26 protein-coding genes and 1 riboswitch are annotated in these 23,026 nt (G+C 65.4%); of the genes, 12 read left to right on the plus strand and 14 right to left on the minus strand.

The annotated features are described in order from the left end of the window. Positions 1–177: 177 nt before the first annotated feature. The 3 genes from hsaC to hsaA are packed head-to-tail and all read right to left on the minus strand — an operon-like array spanning position 178 to position 3,127. Positions 178–1,083 (minus strand): iron-dependent extradiol dioxygenase HsaC, encoded by a 906-nt coding sequence (gene hsaC, locus AB0L58_RS23460; protein WP_364389677.1) that lies wholly within the window; start codon positions 1,081–1,083, stop codon positions 178–180. Next, the gene (hsaD, locus tag AB0L58_RS23465; RefSeq protein WP_364389678.1) at positions 1,083–1,961 is read right to left on the minus strand and encodes a 4,5:9,10-diseco-3-hydroxy-5,9,17-trioxoandrosta-1(10),2-diene-4-oate hydrolase; all 879 of its coding nucleotides are present in this window, start codon (positions 1,959–1,961) and stop codon (positions 1,083–1,085) included. The genes hsaC and hsaD overlap by 1 nt, the downstream gene beginning before the upstream one ends. A gap of 2 nt (positions 1,962–1,963) precedes the next feature. Then, positions 1,964–3,127, minus strand: a complete 1,164-nt coding sequence (gene hsaA, locus AB0L58_RS23470; RefSeq protein ID WP_364389679.1) for a 3-hydroxy-9,10-secoandrosta-1,3,5(10)-triene-9,17-dione monooxygenase oxygenase subunit — start codon at positions 3,125–3,127, stop codon at positions 1,964–1,966. Between the two features lie 246 nt (positions 3,128–3,373). Between hsaA and AB0L58_RS23475 the strand changes: the two genes are divergently transcribed. Both AB0L58_RS23475 and AB0L58_RS23480 read left to right on the plus strand, forming a co-directional pair. Next, positions 3,374–4,597, plus strand: a complete 1,224-nt coding sequence (locus AB0L58_RS23475; protein ID WP_364389681.1) for a Rieske 2Fe-2S domain-containing protein — start codon at positions 3,374–3,376, stop codon at positions 4,595–4,597. Then, entirely contained in the window at positions 4,597–4,926 is a 330-nt protein-coding gene (locus AB0L58_RS23480) for a hypothetical protein (RefSeq protein ID WP_364389683.1), read from the plus strand. The genes AB0L58_RS23475 and AB0L58_RS23480 overlap by 1 nt, the downstream gene beginning before the upstream one ends. On the opposite strand, the gene AB0L58_RS23485 is transcribed toward AB0L58_RS23480, so the two are convergent. The 5 genes from AB0L58_RS23485 to AB0L58_RS23505 form a co-directional block, all read right to left on the minus strand. Next, positions 4,927–5,337, minus strand: coding sequence for a cupin domain-containing protein (locus tag AB0L58_RS23485; RefSeq protein ID WP_364389684.1), 411 nt, complete (start codon positions 5,335–5,337; stop codon positions 4,927–4,929). Between the two features lie 77 nt (positions 5,338–5,414). After that, entirely contained in the window at positions 5,415–5,846 is a 432-nt protein-coding gene (locus tag AB0L58_RS23490) for a PIN domain nuclease (protein ID WP_364389686.1), read from the minus strand. After that, positions 5,843–6,058, minus strand: coding sequence for a type II toxin-antitoxin system VapB family antitoxin (locus tag AB0L58_RS23495; protein WP_364389687.1), 216 nt, complete (start codon positions 6,056–6,058; stop codon positions 5,843–5,845). Before AB0L58_RS23495 ends, AB0L58_RS23490 begins: the two co-directional genes overlap by 4 nt. Positions 6,059–6,127: 69 nt before the next feature. After that, entirely contained in the window at positions 6,128–6,700 is a 573-nt protein-coding gene (locus tag AB0L58_RS23500; RefSeq protein WP_364389689.1) for a methylated-DNA--[protein]-cysteine S-methyltransferase, read from the minus strand. Between the two features lie 52 nt (positions 6,701–6,752). Further along, on the minus strand, positions 6,753–7,067 hold the full coding sequence (locus AB0L58_RS23505) for a hypothetical protein (RefSeq protein ID WP_364389691.1): 315 nt from the start codon (positions 7,065–7,067) through the stop codon (positions 6,753–6,755). Positions 7,068–7,129: 62 nt separating this feature from the next. On the opposite strand from AB0L58_RS23505, the gene AB0L58_RS23510 reads away from it, so the two are divergent. Together AB0L58_RS23510 and AB0L58_RS23515 are read left to right on the plus strand one after the other, a co-directional pair. After that, a complete protein-coding gene (locus AB0L58_RS23510; RefSeq protein ID WP_364389692.1) occupies positions 7,130–8,632 on the plus strand; it encodes a PLP-dependent aminotransferase family protein in 1,503 nt (500 codons plus the stop codon). A 187-nt stretch (positions 8,633–8,819) separates the two neighbouring features. After that, complete coding sequence (locus tag AB0L58_RS23515) at positions 8,820–9,524, plus strand: CoA pyrophosphatase (protein ID WP_364389694.1); 705 nt, start codon at positions 8,820–8,822, stop codon at positions 9,522–9,524. A 135-nt stretch (positions 9,525–9,659) separates the two neighbouring features. Here AB0L58_RS23515 and AB0L58_RS23520 read toward each other — a convergent pair whose 3' ends face one another. Then, positions 9,660–10,805 (minus strand): CaiB/BaiF CoA-transferase family protein, encoded by a 1,146-nt coding sequence (locus AB0L58_RS23520; protein ID WP_364389695.1) that lies wholly within the window; start codon positions 10,803–10,805, stop codon positions 9,660–9,662. An 85-nt stretch (positions 10,806–10,890) separates the two neighbouring features. Then, a complete protein-coding gene (locus AB0L58_RS23525) occupies positions 10,891–11,211 on the minus strand; it encodes a hypothetical protein (protein ID WP_364389697.1) in 321 nt (106 codons plus the stop codon). Between the two features lie 86 nt (positions 11,212–11,297). Here AB0L58_RS23525 and AB0L58_RS23530 point away from each other — a divergent pair, with 86 nt between their 5' ends. Next, a complete protein-coding gene (locus AB0L58_RS23530; RefSeq protein WP_364389699.1) occupies positions 11,298–11,903 on the plus strand; it encodes a TetR family transcriptional regulator in 606 nt (201 codons plus the stop codon). A gap of 49 nt (positions 11,904–11,952) precedes the next feature. Further along, on the plus strand, positions 11,953–12,435 hold the full coding sequence (locus tag AB0L58_RS23535) for a DUF456 domain-containing protein (protein WP_364389700.1): 483 nt from the start codon (positions 11,953–11,955) through the stop codon (positions 12,433–12,435). Positions 12,436–12,576: 141 nt separating this feature from the next. Here AB0L58_RS23535 and AB0L58_RS23540 read toward each other — a convergent pair whose 3' ends face one another. Next, on the minus strand, positions 12,577–13,449 hold the full coding sequence (locus tag AB0L58_RS23540) for an amidohydrolase family protein (protein WP_364389701.1): 873 nt from the start codon (positions 13,447–13,449) through the stop codon (positions 12,577–12,579). A gap of 124 nt (positions 13,450–13,573) precedes the next feature. Further along, complete coding sequence (locus tag AB0L58_RS23545; protein ID WP_364389702.1) at positions 13,574–14,962, minus strand: FAD-dependent oxidoreductase; 1,389 nt, start codon at positions 14,960–14,962, stop codon at positions 13,574–13,576. A gap of 315 nt (positions 14,963–15,277) precedes the next feature. Here AB0L58_RS23545 and AB0L58_RS23550 point away from each other — a divergent pair, with 315 nt between their 5' ends. The 6 genes from AB0L58_RS23550 to AB0L58_RS23575 all read left to right on the plus strand — a co-directional run bounded on the left by AB0L58_RS23550 (position 15,278) and on the right by AB0L58_RS23575 (position 19,885). After that, positions 15,278–15,733 carry a hypothetical protein gene (locus tag AB0L58_RS23550; RefSeq protein WP_364389703.1) on the plus strand — a complete coding sequence of 152 codons (456 nt, stop codon included), beginning with the start codon at positions 15,278–15,280 and terminating at the stop codon, positions 15,731–15,733. 66 nt (positions 15,734–15,799) lie between these two features. Then, positions 15,800–15,916: riboswitch (SAM riboswitch) on the plus strand. A 14-nt stretch (positions 15,917–15,930) separates the two neighbouring features. Next, positions 15,931–16,347 carry a rhodanese-like domain-containing protein gene (locus tag AB0L58_RS23555; RefSeq protein WP_364389705.1) on the plus strand — a complete coding sequence of 139 codons (417 nt, stop codon included), beginning with the start codon at positions 15,931–15,933 and terminating at the stop codon, positions 16,345–16,347. Beyond that, positions 16,344–17,558, plus strand: coding sequence for an O-succinylhomoserine sulfhydrylase (locus AB0L58_RS23560; RefSeq protein ID WP_364389902.1), 1,215 nt, complete (start codon positions 16,344–16,346; stop codon positions 17,556–17,558). Before AB0L58_RS23555 ends, AB0L58_RS23560 begins: the two co-directional genes overlap by 4 nt. Positions 17,559–17,991: 433 nt before the next feature. Then, a complete protein-coding gene (locus tag AB0L58_RS23565; protein WP_364389707.1) occupies positions 17,992–18,438 on the plus strand; it encodes an RpiB/LacA/LacB family sugar-phosphate isomerase in 447 nt (148 codons plus the stop codon). 40 nt (positions 18,439–18,478) lie between these two features. Further along, on the plus strand, positions 18,479–19,120 hold the full coding sequence (locus AB0L58_RS23570; protein WP_364389708.1) for a DJ-1/PfpI family protein: 642 nt from the start codon (positions 18,479–18,481) through the stop codon (positions 19,118–19,120). 318 nt (positions 19,121–19,438) lie between these two features. Beyond that, complete coding sequence (locus AB0L58_RS23575) at positions 19,439–19,885, plus strand: MarR family winged helix-turn-helix transcriptional regulator (protein WP_364389709.1); 447 nt, start codon at positions 19,439–19,441, stop codon at positions 19,883–19,885. A 242-nt stretch (positions 19,886–20,127) separates the two neighbouring features. On the opposite strand, the gene AB0L58_RS23580 is transcribed toward AB0L58_RS23575, so the two are convergent. Both AB0L58_RS23580 and AB0L58_RS23585 read right to left on the minus strand, forming a co-directional pair. Then, positions 20,128–20,289, minus strand: a complete 162-nt coding sequence (locus AB0L58_RS23580) for a hypothetical protein (protein ID WP_364389711.1) — start codon at positions 20,287–20,289, stop codon at positions 20,128–20,130. A 1,144-nt stretch (positions 20,290–21,433) separates the two neighbouring features. Then, the gene (locus AB0L58_RS23585; protein WP_364389712.1) at positions 21,434–22,654 is read right to left on the minus strand and encodes an MFS transporter; all 1,221 of its coding nucleotides are present in this window, start codon (positions 22,652–22,654) and stop codon (positions 21,434–21,436) included. Between the last annotated feature and the right edge of the window lie 372 nt (positions 22,655–23,026).

Raw genomic sequence — 23,026 nt, forward strand, 5'->3', positions numbered from 1 at the left:
GACGCTCGCTCATGACTCCACCTCGCTGACGCTCGGCTCCATCATGACCGAGCGATGCTCGGCTGTGCCCACGGTTCACTCGCTGACGCTCGCTCATGACTCCACCTCGCTGACGCTCGGCTCCATCATGACCGAGCGATGCTCGGCTGTGCCCACGGTTCACTCGCTGACGCTCGCTCACGGCTGCCGCTGTCCGACCGTGAAGTCGTGCCCCCACAGGCTGACCGCGGTGGATTCCCGCGCGATCCAGTCGGCGTCGTCGACTTCTAGACCCTCACAACCGAATTCGACGTCGAAGCCGCCCGGTGTCTTCATATAGAAGGAAAGCATCTTGTCGTTGACGTGCCGACCCAGTGTCGCCGACATCTTCACCTTCTTGCGCAGTGCGCGATCCAGGCAGAGCCCGACATCATCGGAGCCCTCCACCTCGACCATCAGGTGCACGATGCCGCTCGGCGTCGGCATGGGCAGGAAGGCCAGCGAATGGTGGCGCGGATTGCAGCCGAAAAAGCGCAGCCAGGCCGGTTCACCGTCGGCGGGCCGCCCGACCATCTGCGGTGGCAGCCGCATCGAATCGCGCAGCCGGAAGCCGAGCACATCGCGGTAGAAGGTGAGCGCGGCCGCATCGTCGGAGGTGCTGAGCACCACGTGGCCGAGCCCCTGTTCGCCCGTGACGAATCGGTGCCCATAGGGGCTGACCACCCGCCGATGTTCCAGTGCCGCACCGTGGAAGGCCTCCAGGGTGTTGCCCGACGGATCCTCGAACGAGATCAGCTCGTAGACTCGGCGATCGGCCTTCTCCTGCGCGGTGCCTTCCTTGAACGGCACCCCGGCCGCGTCCAGCCGGTCCCGAATATCCTGCAGCTCAGCGGCATTGGCGGTCTCCCAGCCGGAGACCTGCAGCCGATCCCGTTCGCCGGGCACGATGACCAGGCGTGCCGGGAAGTCGTCCATGCGCAGATACAACGCCTCGGGATGGCTGCCCTTGCCCTCGACCATGCCGAGCACCTTGAGCCCGTATTCACGCCAGGCCGCCATGTCGGTGGCCTCGATGCGCAGATACGCCAGTGATCGAATGCCCATCACTTCTCCTTCACACCGGCAAGGAAGTCCGTTGCCAGCCGGTTGAATTCGTCGAACTTTTCCAGCTGGGCCCAGTGCCCGCAACCGCCGAAGACGTGCAGCTGCACCCGTGGAATCATCTTCGTCGCGACCAGCGCGCCATCGAGTGGATTCACCCGATCCTCCCGGCCCCAGATGAGCAGCACGGGCTGGCGCAGCTTGTAGGCATCCCGCCAGATCATGCCCTGCTCGAAATCCGCTCCGGCGAAGGACTTTCCCATCGCCCTGGTCGCGGCCAACGCCTCGGGCGTACTCGCCGAGGCGAAGCGCTCATCGATCAGCTCATCGGTGATCAACGACTGATCGAAGACCATGATCCGCAGGAATGCCGCCAGGTTTTCCCTGGTCGGCTCGTAGTTGAACTTCGCGAGGTTCTTCACACCCTCGGTCGGATCCGGTGCGAACAGATTGATGCTCAACCCGCCCGGACCCATCAGTACCAGCTTGCCCGCTCGATCCGGATAGTCCAGCGCGAAGCGCACCGCGGTACCGCCGCCGAGCGAATTGCCCAGCAGGTGTACGCGTCCGGTGATCTCCAGCGCGTCGAGCAGATCCTTCAGCGCCGAGGCGCTGTGCACGAAGTACTGCGGGTGCTCGGTCGGCTTATCCGAGAGTCCGAATCCCGGCTGATCCACGGCGAGCACGTGGAACTCGCGGGCCAGCACCGGGATATTGCGGGCGAAGTTCGACCACGAGGAGGCGCCGGGGCCGCCGCCGTGCAGCAGCACGATCGTCGGGCCGTTGCCGACTCCGGCCTCGTGATAGTGCAGGCGCAGATCGGGCCGCACCTGCGCGTATCGCGAGGTCGATGCGTAGGTGAGTTCGGTCGTCGCCGTCACGACTAGACCATGCCGTCGGTAACCGGAAGCCCGAATTCGTGCGTGCCGTACATCACATAGGCGCGCTCGGGATCGTTGGCCGCGTGCACCCGACCGGCGTGCGCGTCGCGCCAGAAGCGTTGCAGCGGAGTGCCGTTCGCGAGCGCGGTGGCACCGGAGGCCTCGAAGAGTTTGTCGATCGAGGCGATCGCCCGGCCGGTCGCGCGTACCTGGTCGCGGCGTGCCCGCACTCGCAGGTCGAACGGAATCTCCTTGCCCGCCACCAGCAGTGCGTATTCGTCGGCGACATTGCCCGACAGTTGACGCCACGCGGCATCGATATCGCTGGAAGCCTCGGCGACGCGCACCTTGGTGAACGGATCGTCCTTGGCCTGCTCACCGGCGTAGGCCGCACGCACCCGCTTGCCCTGGTGTTCGACATGGGCGGCGTACGCGCCGTAAGCCATGCCGACGATCGGTGTCGAGATGGTCGTGGGATGGATTGTGCCCCAAGGCATCTTGTACACCGGATCGGTGTTCTGTTCCAGGCCGGGGGATTTCAGCTCGCTCATCGCGCGGAAGCTGAGGAACCGATGCTTCGGCACGAAAACATCCTCCACCACAACGGTATTGGAGCCGGTGCCGCGCAGGCCGACCACATTCCACACGTCATCGATGCGATAGTCGGTGCGCGGGATCAGGAAGCTGCCGAAGTCGACCGGCTTGCCGTCCTTGATCACCGGACCGCCGAGCACCGCCCAGGTGGCGTGATCCGAGCCCGAGGACCAGGCCCACGCGCCCTTGACGAGGTAGCCGCCGTCGACGACCGTGCCCGCGCCCATCGGAGCGTACGACGAGGAAATGCGCACCTCGTTGTCCTCGCCCCAGACATCCTCCTGCGCCTGCTGCGCGAACAACGCGAGGTGCCAGTTGTGCACGCCGACGATGCCCGCCACCCAGCCGGTGGATCCGCAGGCGCTGGCGAGCTTGCGAACCGTGTCGTAGAAGACGACCGGATGGGCCGCATGGCCACCCCATTGCTTGGGCTGCAGCAGACGGAAGAAGCCGGTCTCCTGCAGTGCCTTCATCGATTCGTCGGGGATGCGCCGCAGGTCCTCGGCCTCCTGCGCACGCTCGCGCAGCATCGGCAACAGTGCTTCGACCCGTTCGGTCACTTCTTGCGTCATCGCGGGACCCGCTCCTGCCTGGTCGGATTGGTAACCGGTACTCATTTGCCTCTGAGACTAGAACAGGTTCTTATTTCTGTCGAGAACGGGTGACCATAAGGGGCATTCGTCACCGATTCGCAGGTGGTCGAGTGAATCGCTGGCGTGGAACGCGACATTTTTGTAACGTGTTCTAGTACAGAAGGAGGAGGAATCGCGATGGCAGTTACCCCACCGCCGCCGAGCGACGGGCCCGGAGGTGGCAGCGTGCGTAACCCCGGAGGGACCCGGGAGGCGGCAAATCCCGCACTGCGCAGCGGTGCGAAGGTTCGCGAGCTCGATGTGGGCTCCGCGCCCACCCGATACGCGCGGGGATGGCATTGCCTCGGTCTGGCGAAGACGTTCCGCGATGGCAAGCCGCACGCGGTCGAGGTGTTCGGAACCAAGCTCGTCGTCTGGGTCGACAGCAATGACGAACTCCGGGTGTTGGACGCCTACTGCAGGCATATGGGTGGCGACCTGAGCATGGGCGAGGTCAAGGACGGCGATATCGCCTGCCCGTTCCACGACTGGCGCTGGTCGGGCACCAGTGGCAAATGCACCTCGATTCCCTATGCGCGGCGCGTGCCGCCGCTGGCGCGGACCCGCAAGTGGACCACGCTCGAGCGCAATGGACAGCTGTTCGTCTGGCACGATGTCGAGGGCAGCCAGCCGCCGCCGGAGGTGACCATTCCGCATATCGTCGGCCCGTACACCGACGCGGACGGCAACCCGAGCGAGCAACTCGACAGCGGGTGGACCGAATGGACCTGGAACTCCTTGCTGATCGAGGGCGCGAACTGCCGCGAGATCATCGACAACGTGGTGGATATGGCCCACTTCTTCTATATCCACTTCGCCTTCCCGACGTACTTCAAGAACGTCTTCGAGGGGCATATCGCCACCCAATTCCTGGAGACCAAGGGTCGTCCCGATATCGGCATGGCCTCGAAGTACGGCGGCGACACCCTGTTGAAGTCGGAGGCGTCGTACTTCGGGCCCTCCTACATGATCAATCCTCTGGTCAATATCTACAGCGGATACGAGGTCAAGAGCGTCCTGATCAACTGCCACTACCCGGTGACGCAGGATTCGTTCGTGCTGCAGTGGGGCGTCTCGCTGGAGAAGCCGAAGGGCGTCGACGGTGATATGGCCGACAAGCTGGCCGCCAAGATGACCGAGGGCATCAGCGTCGGATTCCTGCAGGATGTCGAGATCTGGAAGCACAAGTCCAAGGTCGACAATCCGCTGCTCTGCGAGGAGGACGGCCCGGTCTACCAGCTGCGCCGGTGGTACGACCAGTTCTACGTCGATCTGGCCGACGTCACCGACAAGATGACCCAGCGCTTCGAATTCGAGGTGGATACCACCAAGGCGAATGAGGCGTGGGAGGCCGAGGTCGCCGAGAATCTGCGGCGCAGGCGGGAAACGGAAGCGGAAGCAGGAGTCTGATGGCGCCGACCTGGGCGAAAGCACCCGACTTCGCCGACCAACCGGCGCGGCGGGCCGCGGTGCAGGCCCAGACCGTCGTCGATAAGCAGCGCTATCTGGAGGAGGGGCTGACGCCGCTGCGGTGTCAGTCATGCCAGAGCGAGGTGCTGGTGCGCAAGAGTTCATCGCACCAGACTTCGGTGCAGTGGACCGAGAATCCGGCCGCGCGCTGCCCGGTTTTCGCCCGGCTCAGCGCGCAGGGTTACGGGCCGGGACGCCCGGAAACCTGTGCGCAACTGGAGAAGACGATCAAATGGGCCGTCGACGAGGGTCTACTGGAAATCGACTGATCAGTCGAGGGTGAAGTCGGCGAAGTCGAATCCTGGCGAAACAATGCAACTCACCAGGACATATTCGGCGCCAGCTGGCCGCGCGGCCTGACTGACCCCGCCTGGCACCACCGCCTGCAATACTTGCCCGTGCTCGACATCGGGCCCGAGGACAATCTCCTCGCCCCCGATGTCGAGCACCAACGGGCCACCCCGATGCCACAGCCACAACTCATCCGAGCGCACCGTATGCGGTGCCGACTGCTCACCAGGCATCAACAGGAAGTAGATCGCGGTAGCGCTGGCCCGCGGTCCCGAGTATCGCTCCGGCGTGAATTCCACCGCGCCACGCCAGGTTTGCCGATACCACCCACCCTCCGGATGCGGTTCCAGATCCAATGCAACCGCCAGCGCCGGTCGGTCATCGCTCATGCCTACGCCTCGCTAACGCTCGGCTCCGGCACGAGCGATGCTCGGCTGTGTTTTCTGTTCGCTCGCTCATGCCCCGACTATGCCCGATCCACCCGCTCCCGGGGGCCGAGCCACTGATGCGGCTGCCCGGTGACCGCTGCGATGCATTCGAAATCGTGATCTCTATGCAGCAGAGTCAATCCGCGTAGCTCCGCTGTGGCAGCAAGAACGAGATCGACGGGCCCCGCGCTGCGATGTTGCGCCCGCTCGGTGAGCTCCCCTTGGACCTCCCAGGCGCGGTCGAAGGCCCGATCGTCGATGGGTTCCCAACCGAACACCAGTCGCATGTCCTCGATGGTCTGGTCCCGGTCGGCGGCTGACCGCACAGAGTAGAAGAACTCCAACTCGACAATCGGGCAGACGGCGATCAGCCCGGCAGCGGCCGCGCGCTGCCAGGCAAAGGCGCCTGGGTCCTGCTTCATGATCGGTACCAGAGCACTGGTGTCGATGAGGAATTGGGCCGCGCTCACCGACGGTATTTCCGCTTGTCCTCGAGCAGGTCCAGATCGAAGGCGCCATCGGCGGCGGCATCTTGCAGACGGATCAGCGCAAGAACTCGGCGCTGGTTCTCCAGCACCTCGCGCAGCGCCGCGTGCACTGTGTCTTTCTTCGTGCTGGTCCCCAGTGTCTTCGATACGTCGGCGAGCAGTTGGTCATCGAGATCTATCACGGTCCGAGCCATGGCCAAACCTCCTTGATATCTATCCGTATATCAATGATATCAGCGGAGATATACGGCAGTCGAGCTGTGTCAGAACAGGGTGGGTTCGCCGAAGCCGGGGGTGCGTTCGATTTCCAGGAGACGCTGTTTGGTGGTTATACCGCCGGGGGCGGAGAAGCCGGTGAGGGTGTGGTCGGCGGCCAGGACGCGGTGGCAGGGGATGATCAGGGGGATCGGGTTGCGGCCGAGGGCCTGTCCGACGGCTTGGGCCGCGCCGGGGGCGCCGATGCGGTCGGCGACCTGGCCGTAGCTCAGGGTGTGGCCCGGATCGATGGCCCGGGTGACGGCGTAGACGGCGCGGTGGAATTCCGGAATTCCGTTGGTGGTCACGGGAATCCAGCGCAGATCGTCGAGCTCGCCGGCGAGGTGGGCCTGGATGCGGGCGATGGCATCGGCGATGGGGCCGGTGGGCTTCGCCTCCGGAACTGCCTCGGCGTCCGGAATTCGGCTGCTCGGACGCATGATCCGAGTCCGCGTCGCGGTGGGGCTCACCTCCGGCAGTCCGAATCGGAAGACGGAGTCGTCGGTCCAGGCGATCGCGCAGGTGCCGATCGTGGTGTCGAACAGCGCCGACCCGGTGACCGGGCGAGCGGAAGCACTCATGTGGTCAGTGTGCACGTCGGGTCCGACATCTTCGAGCAGGCCAGTCCAGTTCTCAGAAACTGGCCTGGACTCCGCTGACGGTCGGTTCGACCCCTCCGCAACTCGGGTTCGAGATCCGCCGCTGCGCGGTCCCGGGGGAATGCGCGAGGGCGGGGGCATCTGGATCCGGCACGTCGCCGCGGCCGTAGATCGCGGCGAGATCCGCGTATTGGCGCTGGTTTTCGTAGTACGACGGCGACCGGTCGGTCAGCGGTCCCGGCGCGTGGAGCCGTTCGAGGCGGAAGGCCTCGCTCGGGCTCCGCGGTGCGAACCGGTGGATGAGATAGGCGAAGGCGGCGATCACGAGCAGGGTGGCGAGGGCGGTCATATTAGTCAGCGTGCGCCCACTGGCCTTGTCATTGAATATCCACTTGGCTAATACTGGACTCTATGTCGACGAGAGTTATCGGTGCCGCCAGCCTTGCCCGCGATCTGGGCAGTTGGCGCAGTGCGGACGAGAACGGTGAACCGGGGGAGCGCCGGTCGACGCGCCCGGCCTATCTGGCTCTCGCCGAAGGCATCCGTCTGCTCATCCACGACGGCCGCGCACCGCTCGGCGTCGCGCTGCCCAGTGAGCGCGACCTGGCCGCGACCCTGCGCGTCAGCCGCACAACCATCACCTCCACCTACAGCCTGCTCCGTGAACACGGCTATCTGATCAGCCGCCAGGGCTCGCGCAGCACCGTCGCCCTCCCGCGCGACGTGCAGCACGACGGCACCAAACCGGCCCGCAGCATTCTGGCGATGATGGCGCAACCGGAACTGCCGACCGTCGATATGACCTATGCCGCCATGGCCGCGCCCCTCGAAATGCAGGAGGCGTACTCCATTGCACTGCAAGGGCTTCCGGCCTATCTCGGCACACACGGTATGGATCCGGTCGGTGTGCTCGGGCTGCGCGAGGCACTGGCCCGCCGCTACACCGAGCGCGGCTTGCCCACCGAACCGGACCAGATCCTGGTCACCCTCGGCGCCCAGCACGGCCTGCGCCTGCTGCTGAATGTGCTCACCGCACCCGCGGCCAGGGTGCTCATCGATCACCCGACCTACCCGAACGCCATCGAGGCGATCCGCGATGTCGGCGCCCGCCCGGTGCCGGTGCCGCTGCGTCCCGAAACACCGGAGTCCGGCTGGGATCTCGACGGAATCCGCAGTGCCGCAAGACAAACCGCCGCCACCCTGGCCTATCTGGTGCCGGACTTCAATAACCCGACCGGCCTGCTGCTCGATGCCGACGGCCGTGCCGAACTGGCCGCCATCGCCCGCGAGACCCGGATGACCGTGGTGATCGACGAGTCGATGGTTGACCTGAGTCTGACCGACCGGACGGCACCTCCGCCGGTCGCGGCCTTCGCCAAGGGCAGCGAGATCATCAGCATCGGCTCGGCCTCGAAATCCTTCTGGGGTGGTCTGCGCGTCGGCTGGATACGCACCAACCAGTCGCTGATCACCAAGCTGCTCGGTATCCGCTCCACGGTCGACCTCGGCACGCCCGTCATGGACCAACTGGCCACCATCCACCTGCTGGAGAATGCCGACACCATCCTCACCCGCCGTCGCGACCAACTCCGCGCCCAGCGGGCGGCCCTGCTCACCACGCTCGGCGAAGAGCTCCCGGACTGGCGCACCATCGTCGGTGACGGTGGCATGTCGGTCTGGGCGCAACTACCGGCCCCGGTCTCGACGGCGCTGGCCGCCACCGCCCCCAACCACGGTGTATTGCTCGCCGCCGGACCGAGATTCGGTGTTCAGGGTGCCTTCGAACGCTTCATCCGCCTGCCCTTCACCCACCCCGAACCCGAACTCCGCCTGGCGGTGAAATCCATCGCGGCCGCCTACGAAGCCCTCACGCCCCGCGCCGCCGACCCCCTCCAACCGCTCACCTGCTACTGAGGTCCAGGCAAGCCGGTCGGTGCGTTCGCCGGCCGGCCCGAATCGTTGACCCGTGGCGCGGCAGATGTGGCACGCCGCAGTTCCGTGCGGTGTGAGCGTGGGCCCAGTTCGTCAGTGGGAGCCGGGAGCTTGCCGTTGTGTGGAAACCGACGTCACGGCAGAGCCGGCGGTGGTGCAGGATCGAAGGATGGGCCCCAGCACGGGACCTGGTGTCCCCACCAGCGTCGACGACTTCCGCACCTTGGCGAGCACCCGGCTCGACCGGTTTCCGCACACCGAGGTCACGGACGCGCCTGGCCTTCGTCGTGCCGCGGTCCTGCTCTGCGTTGTCGATCAGTCGGGCGGCCCGTTGTCGGTGCTGGTCATCCGACGCGCGTATCGCGGTCGCAATGCCGGGCAATGGGCGCTGCCCGGTGGGCGGCTCGACGCGGGGGAAACGGTTGAGCACGCGGCGATGCGCGAGTTGCACGAGGAACTCGGACTGACCGCGAGCCCGGCCGATCTGCTCGGCAGGCTCGACGACTTTCCCGCCGCCTCGGGTTTCGCCATCACCCCGATCGTGGCGGCCCTGACCGACGCGTCCGAGCTGCGGCCCAGCCCGGACGAGGTCCACTCGGTCCATCGGGTGTCTCTCGCCCGGCTGGCCGCCGACGATGTCCCGCACTGGGTGCACCCGAAAGATGCCGTGCGGCAACAGGATCTGCATGTCGATGTGCCATCGGCCGGTTCCGACGGCCCTGGTCTACTGCAGATGCGCCTCGCCGAGGATATGACCATCCACGCGCCGACCGGTGCGATGCTCTGGCAGTTCCGCGAGGTTGTCCTGCTGGGCCGCGATGCTGCCGAAGCCCGCATTGCCCATTTCGCGCAACCGGATTGGACCCGCCACTAGCGGTAGGTTTCGGGCCGGGGTCGTTCGAGTGGCTGTCGGACTGCAGACCGACGGCTCCGGAGCCACTCGCAACGTCCCGAATCGTCACAGGCCTCGGGTGGAACCCGAGGCCTGTGTGGTGGCATCAGACGTGAATTATCGATCCGCCCAAACGGATTCGATCGGTGTCGCCTCGTTCGGGGGCGGGGTGGGCGTACCGGGGGGAGTGCGCGAGAAGCGTGGCGCCGGTGCATGCTGGACGACACCGTCGATCTCGATCAACCCGGTGCGGGCGACAATGTGCGGATTCTGTTCTGCTTCGGTGAAAGTCAGTACCGGCGTCGTGCACGCATCGGTGCCCTCGAAGATCGCGGCCCATTCGTCTCGGGTCTTGGTCTTGAACCTCTCCGAGAACAGCTTCTTCAGCTGATCCTGGCCATTCGGATCGATCTGCGCGGGCAGGCCCTCGGGATCGATCTCCAAGCCCCGCAACAGTTCCGCGTAGAACTGCGGTTCGATCGCCCCGACCGCCATGTACTTGCCGTCCGAGGTTTCGTACGTGTCGTAGAACGACATACCGGTATCGAGCAGATTGGTGCCGCGCTCATCCGACCACAGGCCCATGCCGCGCATACCCCAGATCATGTGCGAAAGGGCAAGCGCCCCATCGATCATCGCCGCATCGATGACCTGACCCTTACCGGAACTCTGCCGCTCGACCAGTGCCGCGAGAATGCCGAACACCAGGAACATCGAGCCGCCACCGAAGTCGCCGACCATATTCAGCGGCGGCACCGGACGCTCACCCTTGCGGCCGATGGCGTGTAGCACACCGGTCAGCGAGATGTAGTTGATGTCGTGTCCGGCGCGATCGGCCAGCGGGCCGTCCTGACCCCAGCCGGTCATGCGGCCGTAGACCAACCGTGGGTTGCGCGCGAGCACCGCATCCGGGCCGAGCCCCATGCGCTCGGTGACGCCGGGCCGGAAGCCCTCGATCAACACGTCCGCCTTCTCGGCGAGTGCGAGCACCTTATCGATATCCGCCGGATCCTTCAGATTGGCCTCGACGATGGTGCGTCCGCGCCACTGTGGCCGCTCCATGAAGCCGGGCAGCATATTGGGCCGCTGCACCCGCACCACATCGGCGCCGAGGTCGGCCAGCAGCAGTGCCGCATGTGGACCGGGGCCGATTCCGGCCAGTTCGATGACCTTTACGCCCGCGAGCGGGCCCTGCTGAGGGGGATGGCAGCCGGCGGAGCCGGCGGGGTGGGTAAATACAGCTCCGGTGGATGGTGTGCTCACGCCTTACCTCGGTTCGTCGTTTTCCAGCGCTCCCCGGGGCAACCCGAGGCTGTATTGACAGTATGACAATAACGCTGAAGCTATATCACCCCGCGGCGCGCGACGGATTCGCGAGCCCCAACGCGGAGTTGAGCCGATAGGCCCCGCTCAGCCCATGGAATACCGCCATCAGCAGTGCGCCCACCGTGGCGCTGCCGATACCCGCGTAGACATGCGTCGGCAGGTCGGCCCAGTAGCCGATGAGGACCGCGAGTGCGAGACCGAGCGTGCCTGCCACCGCATTGCGCAGCGGATCGTTACCCCACACATTCGGAAACTGTTCGCCGACCATGCCTTTGACGAAATGCGGGACCGCATTCGCGCCGAACAGTCCGGCAAGTGCCGACAGCAGAATCGTGTGCCACATGACGAGTTACCCACTTTCGGTCAACGCTTGTAGACCGAAAATTAGCATGGCGAATTCGGTTCGGTCAACGCCCGTAGACTGAGCTCATGGATTCTCGCCCGCGCAGCCGCGCCGAGCAACGGCAGAGCACGCAATCCCGGATCCTGGACGCGGCCCGGCGATTGTTCGCGGAGGTCGGCTACGACCGTGCCACCATTCGCGCGATCGCCGCCGAGGCGCAGGCCGATCCGGGCCTGGTGATGCGCTATTTCGGGTCGAAGGACAACCTGTTCGCCCAGGCGTCCGGATTCGAACAGGAAGATCGGGTGACCGGCACGCCCGGACAGGTGGCCGACCAACTGCTCGCGGCACTCGAAACCAAGCTCGCTCAGCAACCCACCGACGCGCTCGCCGCGATCCGTTCCATGTTCACCCACCCCGACGCCGCCGCCGAAGTACAACTCGCCATGGTGTCCCGGCAACGACAAGCCGCCCAGCACTTGGCCGACGACGACGCGGACCTGCGCGCGGGACTGATCGGCGCGATCACCATCGGCACCGTCATCGGTCGACACCTACTCCAGCTCGACGGACTGCGCGATGCCCCACCCGCCCGTATCACCGCCCTGCTGCGCCATGCCTTCCACGACATCGCCTGCGGCCCGACGACAACCGCCGCCGAAACCTCGCCCGTGCACGCCCCCGGCGAATAGGTCAGAATCCTGGCAGCGTGACAAGACGCGGAAAGCGGAGGGACCGGCGGTGTCAGCTTGGGGTGAGGTCGTTGTCGGCCTGGTAATTCTGGTCGGGCTGGTCGGGATCATCGTCCCGATTCTGCCGGGGGCCATCTTGATCTTCGGGGCCATTGCTGTGTGGGCGTTCCTGACCGGGGGTGCGACCGCGTGGATCGTATGCGCGATCAGTACGGCCTTCCTGGTGCTGTCGGGCATCATCAAATACACCTGGCCGGGGCGGAAGATGAAGGATGCGGGCGTCTCCAATCGCGCGCTGTTCATCGGCGCGATCTTCGGCATCGTGGGGTTCTTCATCATACCGGTGGTCGGGTTGTTCGTGGGATTCGTTCTTGGCGTGTATCTTTCGGAGCTGCACCGGCTGCGCGACAACCAACCCGCTTGGCGGGCAACAGTTCACGCACTCAAGGGTGTCGGCCTGTCCATGCTGATCGAGCTCTTCGGTGCGCTCCTGGCGACCGGCGTCTGGGTCATCGGTGCCATCGTGACCTGAGGCGAACTTCGGCGGGTCGGCATTTCCAACCACCGCACTGCGCGGCTACGAGGTGAAGGGTGAGTCCGACCACCCCGATGCTGGACGAATAAGGCAGATCGGTGTCGTACGCGGCGGTCCCGGCCCAGGGCCGGGTCGCACTCACTCGATGGTCGGGAACGGAATCGTATCGGCCGGTTCGAGTTTCGGGAGCTCATCGCGCCGCAGCGGCAGGGTCGGCTGCTCGGTGCGGTGGATCGGCAGGGTGGGGGTCGGATCGGTCGGAACAGCTCGTTCGCGGGCGGGCAGGCGATAGAACGCTCGCGCGTTGTCCTCGAGCACCTTGAACATGTCGGCGCCGACCACATCGCAGATCAGATCGACGTCGGAATCCCGGAACGGCCGCCCCGCGCGGGTGCCGGGCAGATCGGAACCGAACATCAGCGCCTCGGGATTGACCGCGTGGATCCGCCGCAGTGTACGGGCCACCTTCATCTGCACCCGCCCGAAGCCCGTCGCCTTCACCCGCGCCCCACGATCCACCAGATCCAGCAGATAGGGCAGACCCTCCTCGGACATGCCGAGGTGGTCGATGGAGAACACCGGCAGCTTCGAGATCACCGGCCGCATCGAGGTGAGCATATTGCCGTCGATGTACACCTCGACATGCCAGCCGACGAGGTCGTGCGCACGCAATGCCTGCAGGGTCATCGCGGTGATGTCCGCGGCCGCGCGTTTGACGTTGAACCGCAGCCCCCGCACGCCGATCCGGTCGAGTTCGATGATCTCGTCATCGGTGGCGTCCGGGTCCAAAGAGGTGACGCCGACCCAGCCCTCGCCGAGCTCCGCCAGCGCCGCCTTCAGATAGGTCTGGTCGGTGCCTTGGAAGGATCCGCTGACCACGGCCCCACCGCCGACATCGAAGCGCGACATACGCTTTCGATAATCGGCGATGGTGAACGGGTCGGGCAGGTAGCCCTCGTTCTCGGCCAGCGGGAACCGCGGGTCGAAGATGTGGAGATGGGCATCGAACACTTGTACAGAATGCCTCAGTGCCGGAGTTTCCGCTGCCACAGACCCGACAGATTTTGTGCTGCCGCGGCCGAGTCGGATTGTCGAGTGCCACAGGAGGTGATGATCATCCCCAGTGGCGCTCGCACTAGACCTTGTGTGGCTCGCTGGCGCGCAGCATGTCCTCGCGCTCGACGACCTTGACGCGCTCGCGTCCCTCGGGCTCGCCGAGGGCGCGCTCGTGGGCGTCGAGGCGGTACCAGCCCTGCCAGGTGGTGAACGGGATGCCCTTGCCCTCGAGGAAGTCGGTGACCGCGTCCAGTTCCGGCTTGGCGGCCGGGGTGAATTTCACGCTGTCGTCGAGCAGGCAGGCCACGGTCTCGTTGGCGTCGCCCTTGGTGTGGCCGATGAGGCCGACCGGACCGCGCTTGATCCAACCGGTGACGTAGGTGGCGGGCAGGTAGCGGTCCGCACCGTCGGCGTCCTCGTCGGCGAGGACGCGTCCGGCCTCGTTCGGGATGACACCGGCCTGATCGTCGAACGGCAGGTTGGTGAGGTTCTGCGATAGGTAACCCACGGCGCGGTAGACGGCCTGGACCTCCCAGTCCTTGAACACGCCGGTGCCCTTGACATTGCCGGTGCCGTCGAGCTGGGTGCGCTCAGTGCGCAGGCCGACGACCCTGCCGTCCTCACCGAGGATCTCGGCGGGGGATTCGAAGAAGTGCAGGAACAGCTTGTGCGGGCGGTTGCCGACATCGCGGATGGCCCACTGCTCGAGCGTGTTGGCGATCATGTCGACCTGCTTGGAATGCCGGCGCGCGGCTTCCGAGCCCTCGTCGTAATCGATGTCCTCGGGATCGACGATCACCTCGATGGTCGGGGAATGGTCGAGTTCACGCAGCTCGAGCGGGGTGAACTTGGCCTGGGCCGGGCCGCGGCGACCGAAGACGTGCACCTCGACCGCCTTATTGGCCTGCAAACCGTGGTAGACGTTCGGCGGGATCTCGGTCGGCAGCAGCTCATCACCGGTCTTGGCCAGCACCCGCGCTACGTCCAGGGCGACGTTGCCGACACCGAGGACCGCGACCTTCTCCGCCTCCAGCGGCCAGGTACGCGGCACGTCCGGGTGACCGTCGTACCAGGACACGAAGTCCGCCGCACCGTAGCTGCCGTCCAGGTCGATACCCGGAATCGGCAGCGCGCGGTCGGCGTTGGCGCCGGTGGAGAAGATCACCGCGTCATAGAAGGTGCGCAGATCATCGAGAGTGATGTCGGTGCCGTAGTCGATATTGCCGAGCAGGCGGACCTGCGGCTTGTCCAGCACCTTGTGCAGGGCGGTGATGATGCCCTTGATACGCGGATGGTCCGGCGCCACGCCGTAGCGGATCAACCCGAACGGCGCGGGCATGCGCTCGTACAGGTCGATGCTCACCTCGGCATCGGACTTCATCAACGCGTCGGCGGCGTAGATACCGGCCGGTCCCGCGCCTACGATCGCGATGCGAAGCGGGCGAGTCGCTGCACTGTGTTCGGTCATCTCTTACGCGCACCCTTATGGTCGAAACAATTAATGGCGTCAGTCTTAGCTTAGGCTAACTTGACGCACCCTCTTGGTCGCACCTCACGATGCGGACGGGCGGCCATCTCGGCTATGACAGCAGGCCGCAGTCTCGCGATTCTATCGGTGGCATACCGTGCGCCCTGCGGCGGTGCGTACACCGGGTGTTTGCTGCCCGACCCACTACCGTGACTACCCACTCCGCGGGCATCTATCGAATCCGCGCCGCGCGGGTAATGGGGTCGGCACGGGGCCGAATGCCGGATACCGCCGCCCACCAGGGATGATCGAACCATGACAGAGCAGCAGGGCACCGATGCAGAACCCGTAATCGAGGTCGATCAGACCGATCGTCGCTCCATGGCGCCGTTCATCGCGGCGGCCGTCTTCGCCGCTGTCGTGCTCATCGCGATCGTGCTCGGTGCGGTGCTCTCGCCCGCTGAGAAAAATGTCACAGAATCGGACAAGATCGCGGCCGCGGTGCAGCGCTACGCGGAGGCCCGCGCCACCACCGACAACACGCCGCCACCCGCCGTTGCCTGTCCGGGATTCGACGAGAGCAAGACGCCGCTCGCGGGTCAGTTCGGTGGGGCCGCGGCCGGAAAGTCGATCAAGGTCACCAAGATTGAGAATGCGATGGTCGACGGCGATAAGGCCAAGGCGACGGTGACCATCGCGGTCGACGGCCGGGAGACACCGGCAACGTGGAATCTGACCCGCTCCGAAGACCGCTGGATCGTCTGCGGCTGATTGCCTGTGCGCGGCACGAACGGGGGGTTTGACATGGTGGCACCTGCCCAGGCAATCTCATTTTCGGGTCATGAGTACCAGCGCCAAGCCCCGGCTGGCTGGTCGGCAACCCTCCTCCGCGGTGGGGTGCTCCGGGTGACGACCTGGCCGCGCACCGAAACCCAGGTGCGGCAAGCGTGGATTCACAGGAGGATCGCATGACATATGCCGGTGACATCACCCCACAACAGGCGTGGGAGTTGTTGCGGGACAACCCTGAAGCCGTCTTGGTCGACGTGCGCACCGAGGCCGAATGGCGTTTCGTCGGTGTGCCGGATACCAGTTCGATCGAGCGACCGACGGTGCTGATCGAATGGGTCGACAGCAGCGGCGCCCGCAACGGCGAGTTCGTCGAGCAGCTGACCCAGGCGCTGGCGGACCGCGACCCGGCGGCGCCCGTCGTCTTCCTCTGTCGCTCCGGACAGCGTTCCATCGGTGCGGCAGTGGCCGCGACCGGGGTCGGCATCGCCCCGTCGTTCAATGTGCTGGAGGGCTTCGAAGGCCCGATCGACGAGTTCGGACATCGTGGCGGCTCCGGTTGGCGCGCCATCGGCCTGCCGTGGCGGCAGTCGTGATCACCGGCGGTGCGTTCGACAAGCCGCTGCCCGAAGGCGTCGGTCCCGCGACGCTCGGCGTGCGAGGTGGCCTGCGCCGCTCGGGATTCGAGGAAACCGCCGAGGCGCTGTATCTGTCCTCCGGTTTCGTCTATGAGAGCGCCGAGGCGGCCGAGGCCGCGTTCACCGGCGATATCGAGCATTTCGTGTACTCCCGTTACGGCAACCCGACGGTGGCCATGTTCGAGGAGCGGCTGCGTCTGATCGACGGCGCCGAAGCATGTTTCGCGACCGCGAGCGGTATGTCGGCCGTATTCACCGCGCTCGGTGCGCTTTTGGGTGCTGGCGACCGACTCGTGGCCGCACGCAGTCTGTTCGGCTCGTGCTTCGTGGTGTGCAACGAGATTCTGCCGCGCTGGGGTGTGGAAACGGTCTTCGTCGACGGCGATGATCTGGATCAGTGGGAGCAGGCGCTCTCGGTGCCGACCCAGGCCGTCTTCTTCGAGACGCCGGCCAATCCGATGCAGACGCTGGTCGATGTGCGTCGGGTGACCGAACTCGCGCATGCCGCCGGGGCGAAAGTGGTGCTGGACAACGTCTTTGCCACGCCGCTGCTGCAGCGTGGTTTCGAACTCGGTGCCGATGTGCTGGTGTATTCGGGCACCAAGCACATCGATGGTCAGGGTCGGGTGCTCGGTGGTGCCATCCTCGGCGCCCGGGATTACATCGACGGTCCGGTGAAAACCCTGATGCGCCATACCGGTCCGGCGCTGAGCCCGTTCAATGCGTGGACACTGCTCAAGGGTTTGGAGACTATGCCGCTGCGCGTGCGTCATTCGACCGAAGCCGCACTACGCATCGCGCGTTTCCTCGAGGGCAATAAATCCGTCTCGTGGGTGCGCTACCCGTACCTGGAGTCGCATCCGCAGCACGACCTGGCGACCAGCCAGATGAGCGGCGGCGGCACCGTGGTCACCTTCGAACTGAACGCGCTCGAGAGCGAGGCCAAGAAGCGCGCCTTCGAGGTCCTCAACCGCCTGCGCGTCATCGACATCTCCAACAACCTCGGTGACTCCAAGACCCTCATTACCCATCCGGCCACCACAACCCACCGCGCCATGGGGCCCGAAGGCCGCGCCACCATCGGCCTGTCCGATGGCGTCGTCCGCATTTCGGTGGGACTCGAGGATGTCGAGGATCTGCTGAGCGATCTGGACCATGCGCTGAGCTAGCCGCTCAGGCGTTCGGCGCCAGGTGATGGCGGGCGTGACGAGATCGCGACGAAGTGCGCGGCGATGTCGAGTTCGCTTCGATCTCGCCGAGGCGGAGTCGGTATCGGCGGCGGTTTGGTCGACCCGAACCGACGTCGATACCAGTTTCGATCACCTTCGCAGGTCCGGGCTCGGGACCTTGCCCGAGTCATACAACGATTGCCAGGCCGGTGCCTGCTCGGTTGCCGATCCATTGCGAATCCGGCGCGCCGGTTCCTGGATCGCCCGGCCGAGGAGCTGGAAACCAAGGTGCGGAACGTCTTCATGGGTCATCTGCGCACGCGGCGTTGCTCGAGGAGCTCTCGGGACGGCCCGGGAACACGTGTGGACCATATTTCTCGAGCCGCTCGCCGTTTTCGGGGTTGTGCGGTGGGGGCGTAATTACGCTTGGGTTATGCGAATTTCGGTTGCGGCGGATGAGCGGGTGGGAGTGGCCGAGGAGCTGGTGGTAGAGCTCGAGCGGCGCGGGTTCGACATATTGGTGCACGGGGCGCTATCGGATAGTGAGCGGAACGACTGGGCTTGGGCCAGTGCGGCGGCGGCGCGGGATGTGGCCGAGGGTCGGGCGGAGCAGGGGGTGGTGTGCTGTTGGACCGGGACGGGTGCGTCCATTGCCGCCAACAAGGTGGCGGGGATCAGGGCCGCGCTGTGCGGTGATGCGGCGACGGCGGCTGGCGCGCGGAAGTGGAATGACGCGAATGTGCTTGCGCTGAGCCTGCGTTCGACGTCCAGGGCGCACCTGACGGAGATTCTGGACGCGTGGTTTGCCGGTGAGCCGAGTATGGATGCGGAGGATCGCGCCAATATCGCGCATCTGGCGAAGCTCGAGCGTGAGCGCTGATTCATTGACAGCATACTGTCAAATATGACAGCATGCTGTCATGTCCTCCAAAACTGTTCACCTGGCCGTTTACGACACCCTCGCCGACTGGGAGGTCGGTGCCGCCACCGCGCATATCAATAGGCCCATCTGGCAGAAAGCGCCTGGAACCTTCCAGGTCCGGACCGTCGGGCGCACTGCCGATCCGATCATCACGATGGGCGGGATGTGCATCGTGCCGGATGTGGTGCTCGCCGATCTCGCCCCCGCCGCGAGCGCGATGCTTGTCCTGCCCGGTGCCGATACTTGGGAAACGGGTGAACTCGCACCCTTCGCGCACAAGGCGCGCGAGTTCCTGAACGCAGGCGTTCCGGTCGCGGCGATCTGCGGGGCCACCTTCGGATTGGCCAAGGAGGGGCTGCTCGATAGCCACGCGCACACCAGTGCCGTCGCGGAATACCTCGCCTACAGCGGATATTCGGGCGGCGATCGCTATCTGGACCAGGCGGCGGTACTCGACGGCGATCTCATTACCGCGGGCCCGACCGCACCCTTCGAATTCGCCCGCGAGGTGCTGCGCAGGCTCGATGTCTACGAATCGCATGTGCTCGACGCCTGGTACCGCTTATTCGGCCAGAGCGATCCGGCAGGCTTCGCGGCACTTTCCGAATACGAGGCACAAAGGGCCACCGCTTCCGTGTAAGGAAGAATTCGGGGCAACCCGCCGATCCGGGAAGGGCATGTAGAACAGGAGTTCCGATCGTCATGAAACGTACTGCGGCGGACCCTCGCCTTCCGCTATGGGCGGTGAGCACGTCAATTCCCCTGCGACCCAACGGTTCCGAGTGTTACGTTGTGCGCGAACGTGAGAACGTGCTGGCCGCCGGGCCGGCGGTCACAGCCTGTGGAGACTTCGACACCGGTCGGTCCGTGAAGCGGGAACCAGCAGGAAACCGTGCGGGATTACCGCTCCGACCCGTGGGTTGGAATCCCCCGTCTTCAGGCGTGGGGAGGAAGTCGAATGAGTGACACACCCGAGCAGGAACTCTTCGCAGCGGTCGCCATCACCTCATTCCAGCTGAACGGTCAATTCCTCGCCATCGCCGAGGAATTGGCCGCTCCCGCCGGAATCACCGCGGCATGGTGGCAGGTGCTCGGCGCGGTACTGCGCGAACCACTGCCGGTAGTCGGAATCGCCCGAGCCATGGGAATCACCAGGCAGAGCGTCCAGCGCATAGCGGACCTACTGGTAGCCAAGGGCCTTGCCGAATACCGCCCCAATCCGGCCCACCGCCGCGCCAAACTCGTAGCGGTCACCGATACCGGCCGCGAGGCGATCAAACGCATCAACCCCCAACACGCCGTCATGGCAAAACGCCTAGCCGACCATCTGGGCCCCGACCAACTAACCCGCACAGTCCACCTGATGACCCAACTCTCCGCCGCCCTGGACGCCATTACCTCCTAGCCCACGGTTAGTGGTGCGCTGTTTCGTGGGGTTGGTACCACCGGCAGGCCGTTGCGGCAGCTCGGCGGTACGCGGCCTAGCGCGGCACGGCTTCAGTCAGATACCGCTTTTGGCGGCCACACCCAGGATCAGCGGTCGAACAATCGGGGCTCTCCCCGCCGCCACGACGCTTCCTGTTGGTCAGCCCGGACGCCCGGATCAGCTCGAGGGTGGCACGGTTGCAGTGGCAGCCCTCCGCATCCCTACCGCGTCGACGGGCGTACATTCAAGGGCCCGGCTGGCCGCCGATGTGGTCGAGAACTCTTGGCGCACCTCGCCGTCCTCGTATTCGATGACATGTTGCGATTTGAGAAGATGCCGATAATCCCCGTGACCTCGACATGAATGCCGGTCTCTTCGTACACTTCGCGGACGACCGCGTCCGCTACGGTTTCGCCGAACTTCTGGGCCGCCTCCGGCGATCGAATACTTGTCGTTATCGGTCCGACGAATCATGAGGATCCGGCCTTGGTCGTCGCGAACCAGCGCACTGACCGCCACTGTGCGGCTATTGGCCTGCGGTGCGTTCGGATCGTTGTAGTAATCGCTCCGAGTCATTCGTGATGCGCTCCGGTCGAACGGCGTCAGAACACAAATAGCTCTCGGTCTCGCGGACCATTAAGGCAATGGTGTCCCGATGTCACGGACGCAGCGTTCGGAACCTCGAGCCTGCTATCTCGGCGGGTGATTTGCGGACCTACAGGGTCGGTGCCCGCTCGGTTCGAGTTGATCCGAGCGACCTGGCTGATCTGGTCCGGTGATCCCGGTCGCGGGCGAGGTGGCGTGATGCCCGCTCGAACTTTTGGCCTGGCCGCGGCTGCGGTCGACCTGCCGGGCGAGGACAAAGTCGTGTGCCTTCGCCGCCGCCGAATTATTGCCGAAGGCGGCCGGCCTCGCGATCGCGGGCTGCATCAAGTAGTGGCGAGTGCTGGCTGTGCGCCTCTTCCCACGGAGCGCCCGGCAGCTGCTGGTCCCGTGGCGGTCGTCTACTACATCGTCTGGCGCCGAGCAGAAGTGTGTCAGAAAAACATCCGCCATTCGAAATAAAAATATCCGCATTCTGGCGTGGCGCAAAATTGTCGAATATGCCCAGAATTGGGAACGGTGCTCGGGGTTGATTGCGTCACAATATGTAACGCGACATCATCGCCGGATATAGGTATGGCTGATACTTCTAGCTGGAGGCATTTTCCATCCCGCCGGGTGTGTGCACTCGGGCAGGAATTGCGCCCGGGTCCGAGACTGTCTGGGAGTCAACCCGCCCCAGGCTGATCAAAGAGGAAGGAATATCCGATGACCAGGATTGTCCCCCCGCCCAGCTCGCTGACGCCACCGCCCAGTGTGATGGTCCCGCCGCCCGGCATGGTTCCCCCGCCGATCGTTCCGCCGCCGGGCGCGTAGTTTCGTAGCGAGACTGCCAGACGCGGACAAAGTCGGCGTCGACACCACTGGTCGGCCGGCTTCACGGGGTGCCGTGAAGCCGGCCGATCTCTGTTTCGGTGGTTGTTGTTACCGCACGAGATCGGTCGCTCGTGCGGCCGCCGGGGTGGCGATGACCAGCCCCCGCATCGCGAGGACGACCATCGCGATGAGCATTGCCCACCGAGTGGTGGTGACCCCACAGACGGACAGGAGATACCCTGCGGCGAGTGCCCCGAGGGCCGCCGCCGCCTCGGTGACCAGCGTTATGGTTCCGAGCGCACGTCCCAGGATCCGATCGGGGATGACGGCCACCCGGTAGACGGTCAACGTGATGTAGCCGGTGACCGTGACGCAACCGATGCCGCACCAGCACAGCGCGAGCACGATCGGGTTGGTGCTGTAGGCGATCGGCGCGAGGAGCGCCGCCTGTAACCACAGCACTGCGCGGTAGGCGCGTTCTGCGGTGAACCGGCTGGTGATCCAGGTGCCCATCGCCGCGCCGAGCAGACCACCCACCCCGGACATGCCCAGCACGACACCGGCGGTCCAGGCCGGTTGCCCGGTGGTTTTCAGCTCCACCAGGATCAGTAACAGGACAACCTGAACGACGACATTCGAGGCTCCGATCAGCAATGTCGACGTGCGTAGCAGTGGCTCGGTCCAGACGATGCGCGCTCCGACCGCGAGATCGCGTCCGGTCGGGTGGTCTGCGGAGTCGGTGGATTCCGCAGGCCCGGACCGGATTCGTGACAGTGCCGCCAGGCAACACAGGTAGGACACGGCGTTGACGAGGAACGGCAGCCACCGGGCGACGCCGAACATCGCTGCGCCGGTGGCGCGTCCGACGAGATTCGCAACGGACTGCTCGGCCTCGAGGAACGAGATCGCCGCTGGCCGTCGGCTCGCCGGTACTAAATCCCGGACCAGGCCGAGTTCGCTCAGATGCACGAACACATAGACGCTGCCCTCGATGAACGCGGTCCCCGCGAGAATCAGGCCCAAGCATGGCGGCCGGGTGATCGTCGCCGCGGCCGTCAGGCACGTTCCGGCCAGCCCAATGATTTGGCAGAGCTTCAGGGTGCGCAGCCGCTCGCCATGATCGGCGAGCATTCCCGCCGGAATCTGGAACAGCAAGCTCGGAACGGTCAGCGCGAATCCGACCCAGCCCGCCGCCACGGGCGAACCGGTCATCGCGAGCACCAGCATCGGGTAGGCGATCCGGACACCGTGAAAGCCCGTCAGCGATACCGCATTTCCGGACCAGAGCAGTAAGAGGTTTCGATCCAGGTAGATAGATGCTCTGCTCATAGCGACCGAAGGTGTCCGGTGCGTTGTCGGACCCCGACGCTGCACCCAGGAATATTTCGGCAGCGGTATCTCGAATGCATCCCTGTCTTTCTCCGGTCCCGCGCGCGCAGGGCGACACGCGGTTGACGCGTCGACAGCGACCCAATCCTATTGGGGTACTGGCACATCCGAACTCCCACTACTGGGAGCGCGGCTTCATGTTCGGCGGGGCGGTTCGTCCGCCATACCTGCCTCCGCGGGGGCTGCCCAGTGGCACACCGCGGCCGGGGTGTGGTCGACCCTTCCGATAGGGCGTGAGTTCACGACTATCCAGGTGACGATTGGCCGATACGCCCGGGTCGTTATCGAACGCGGCCGACAGAGCATCGACGT

Origin of the sequence: Nocardia sp. NPDC052112 (assembly GCF_040680135.1) — a bacterium.
GTDB lineage: Bacteria > Actinomycetota > Actinomycetes > Mycobacteriales > Mycobacteriaceae > Nocardia.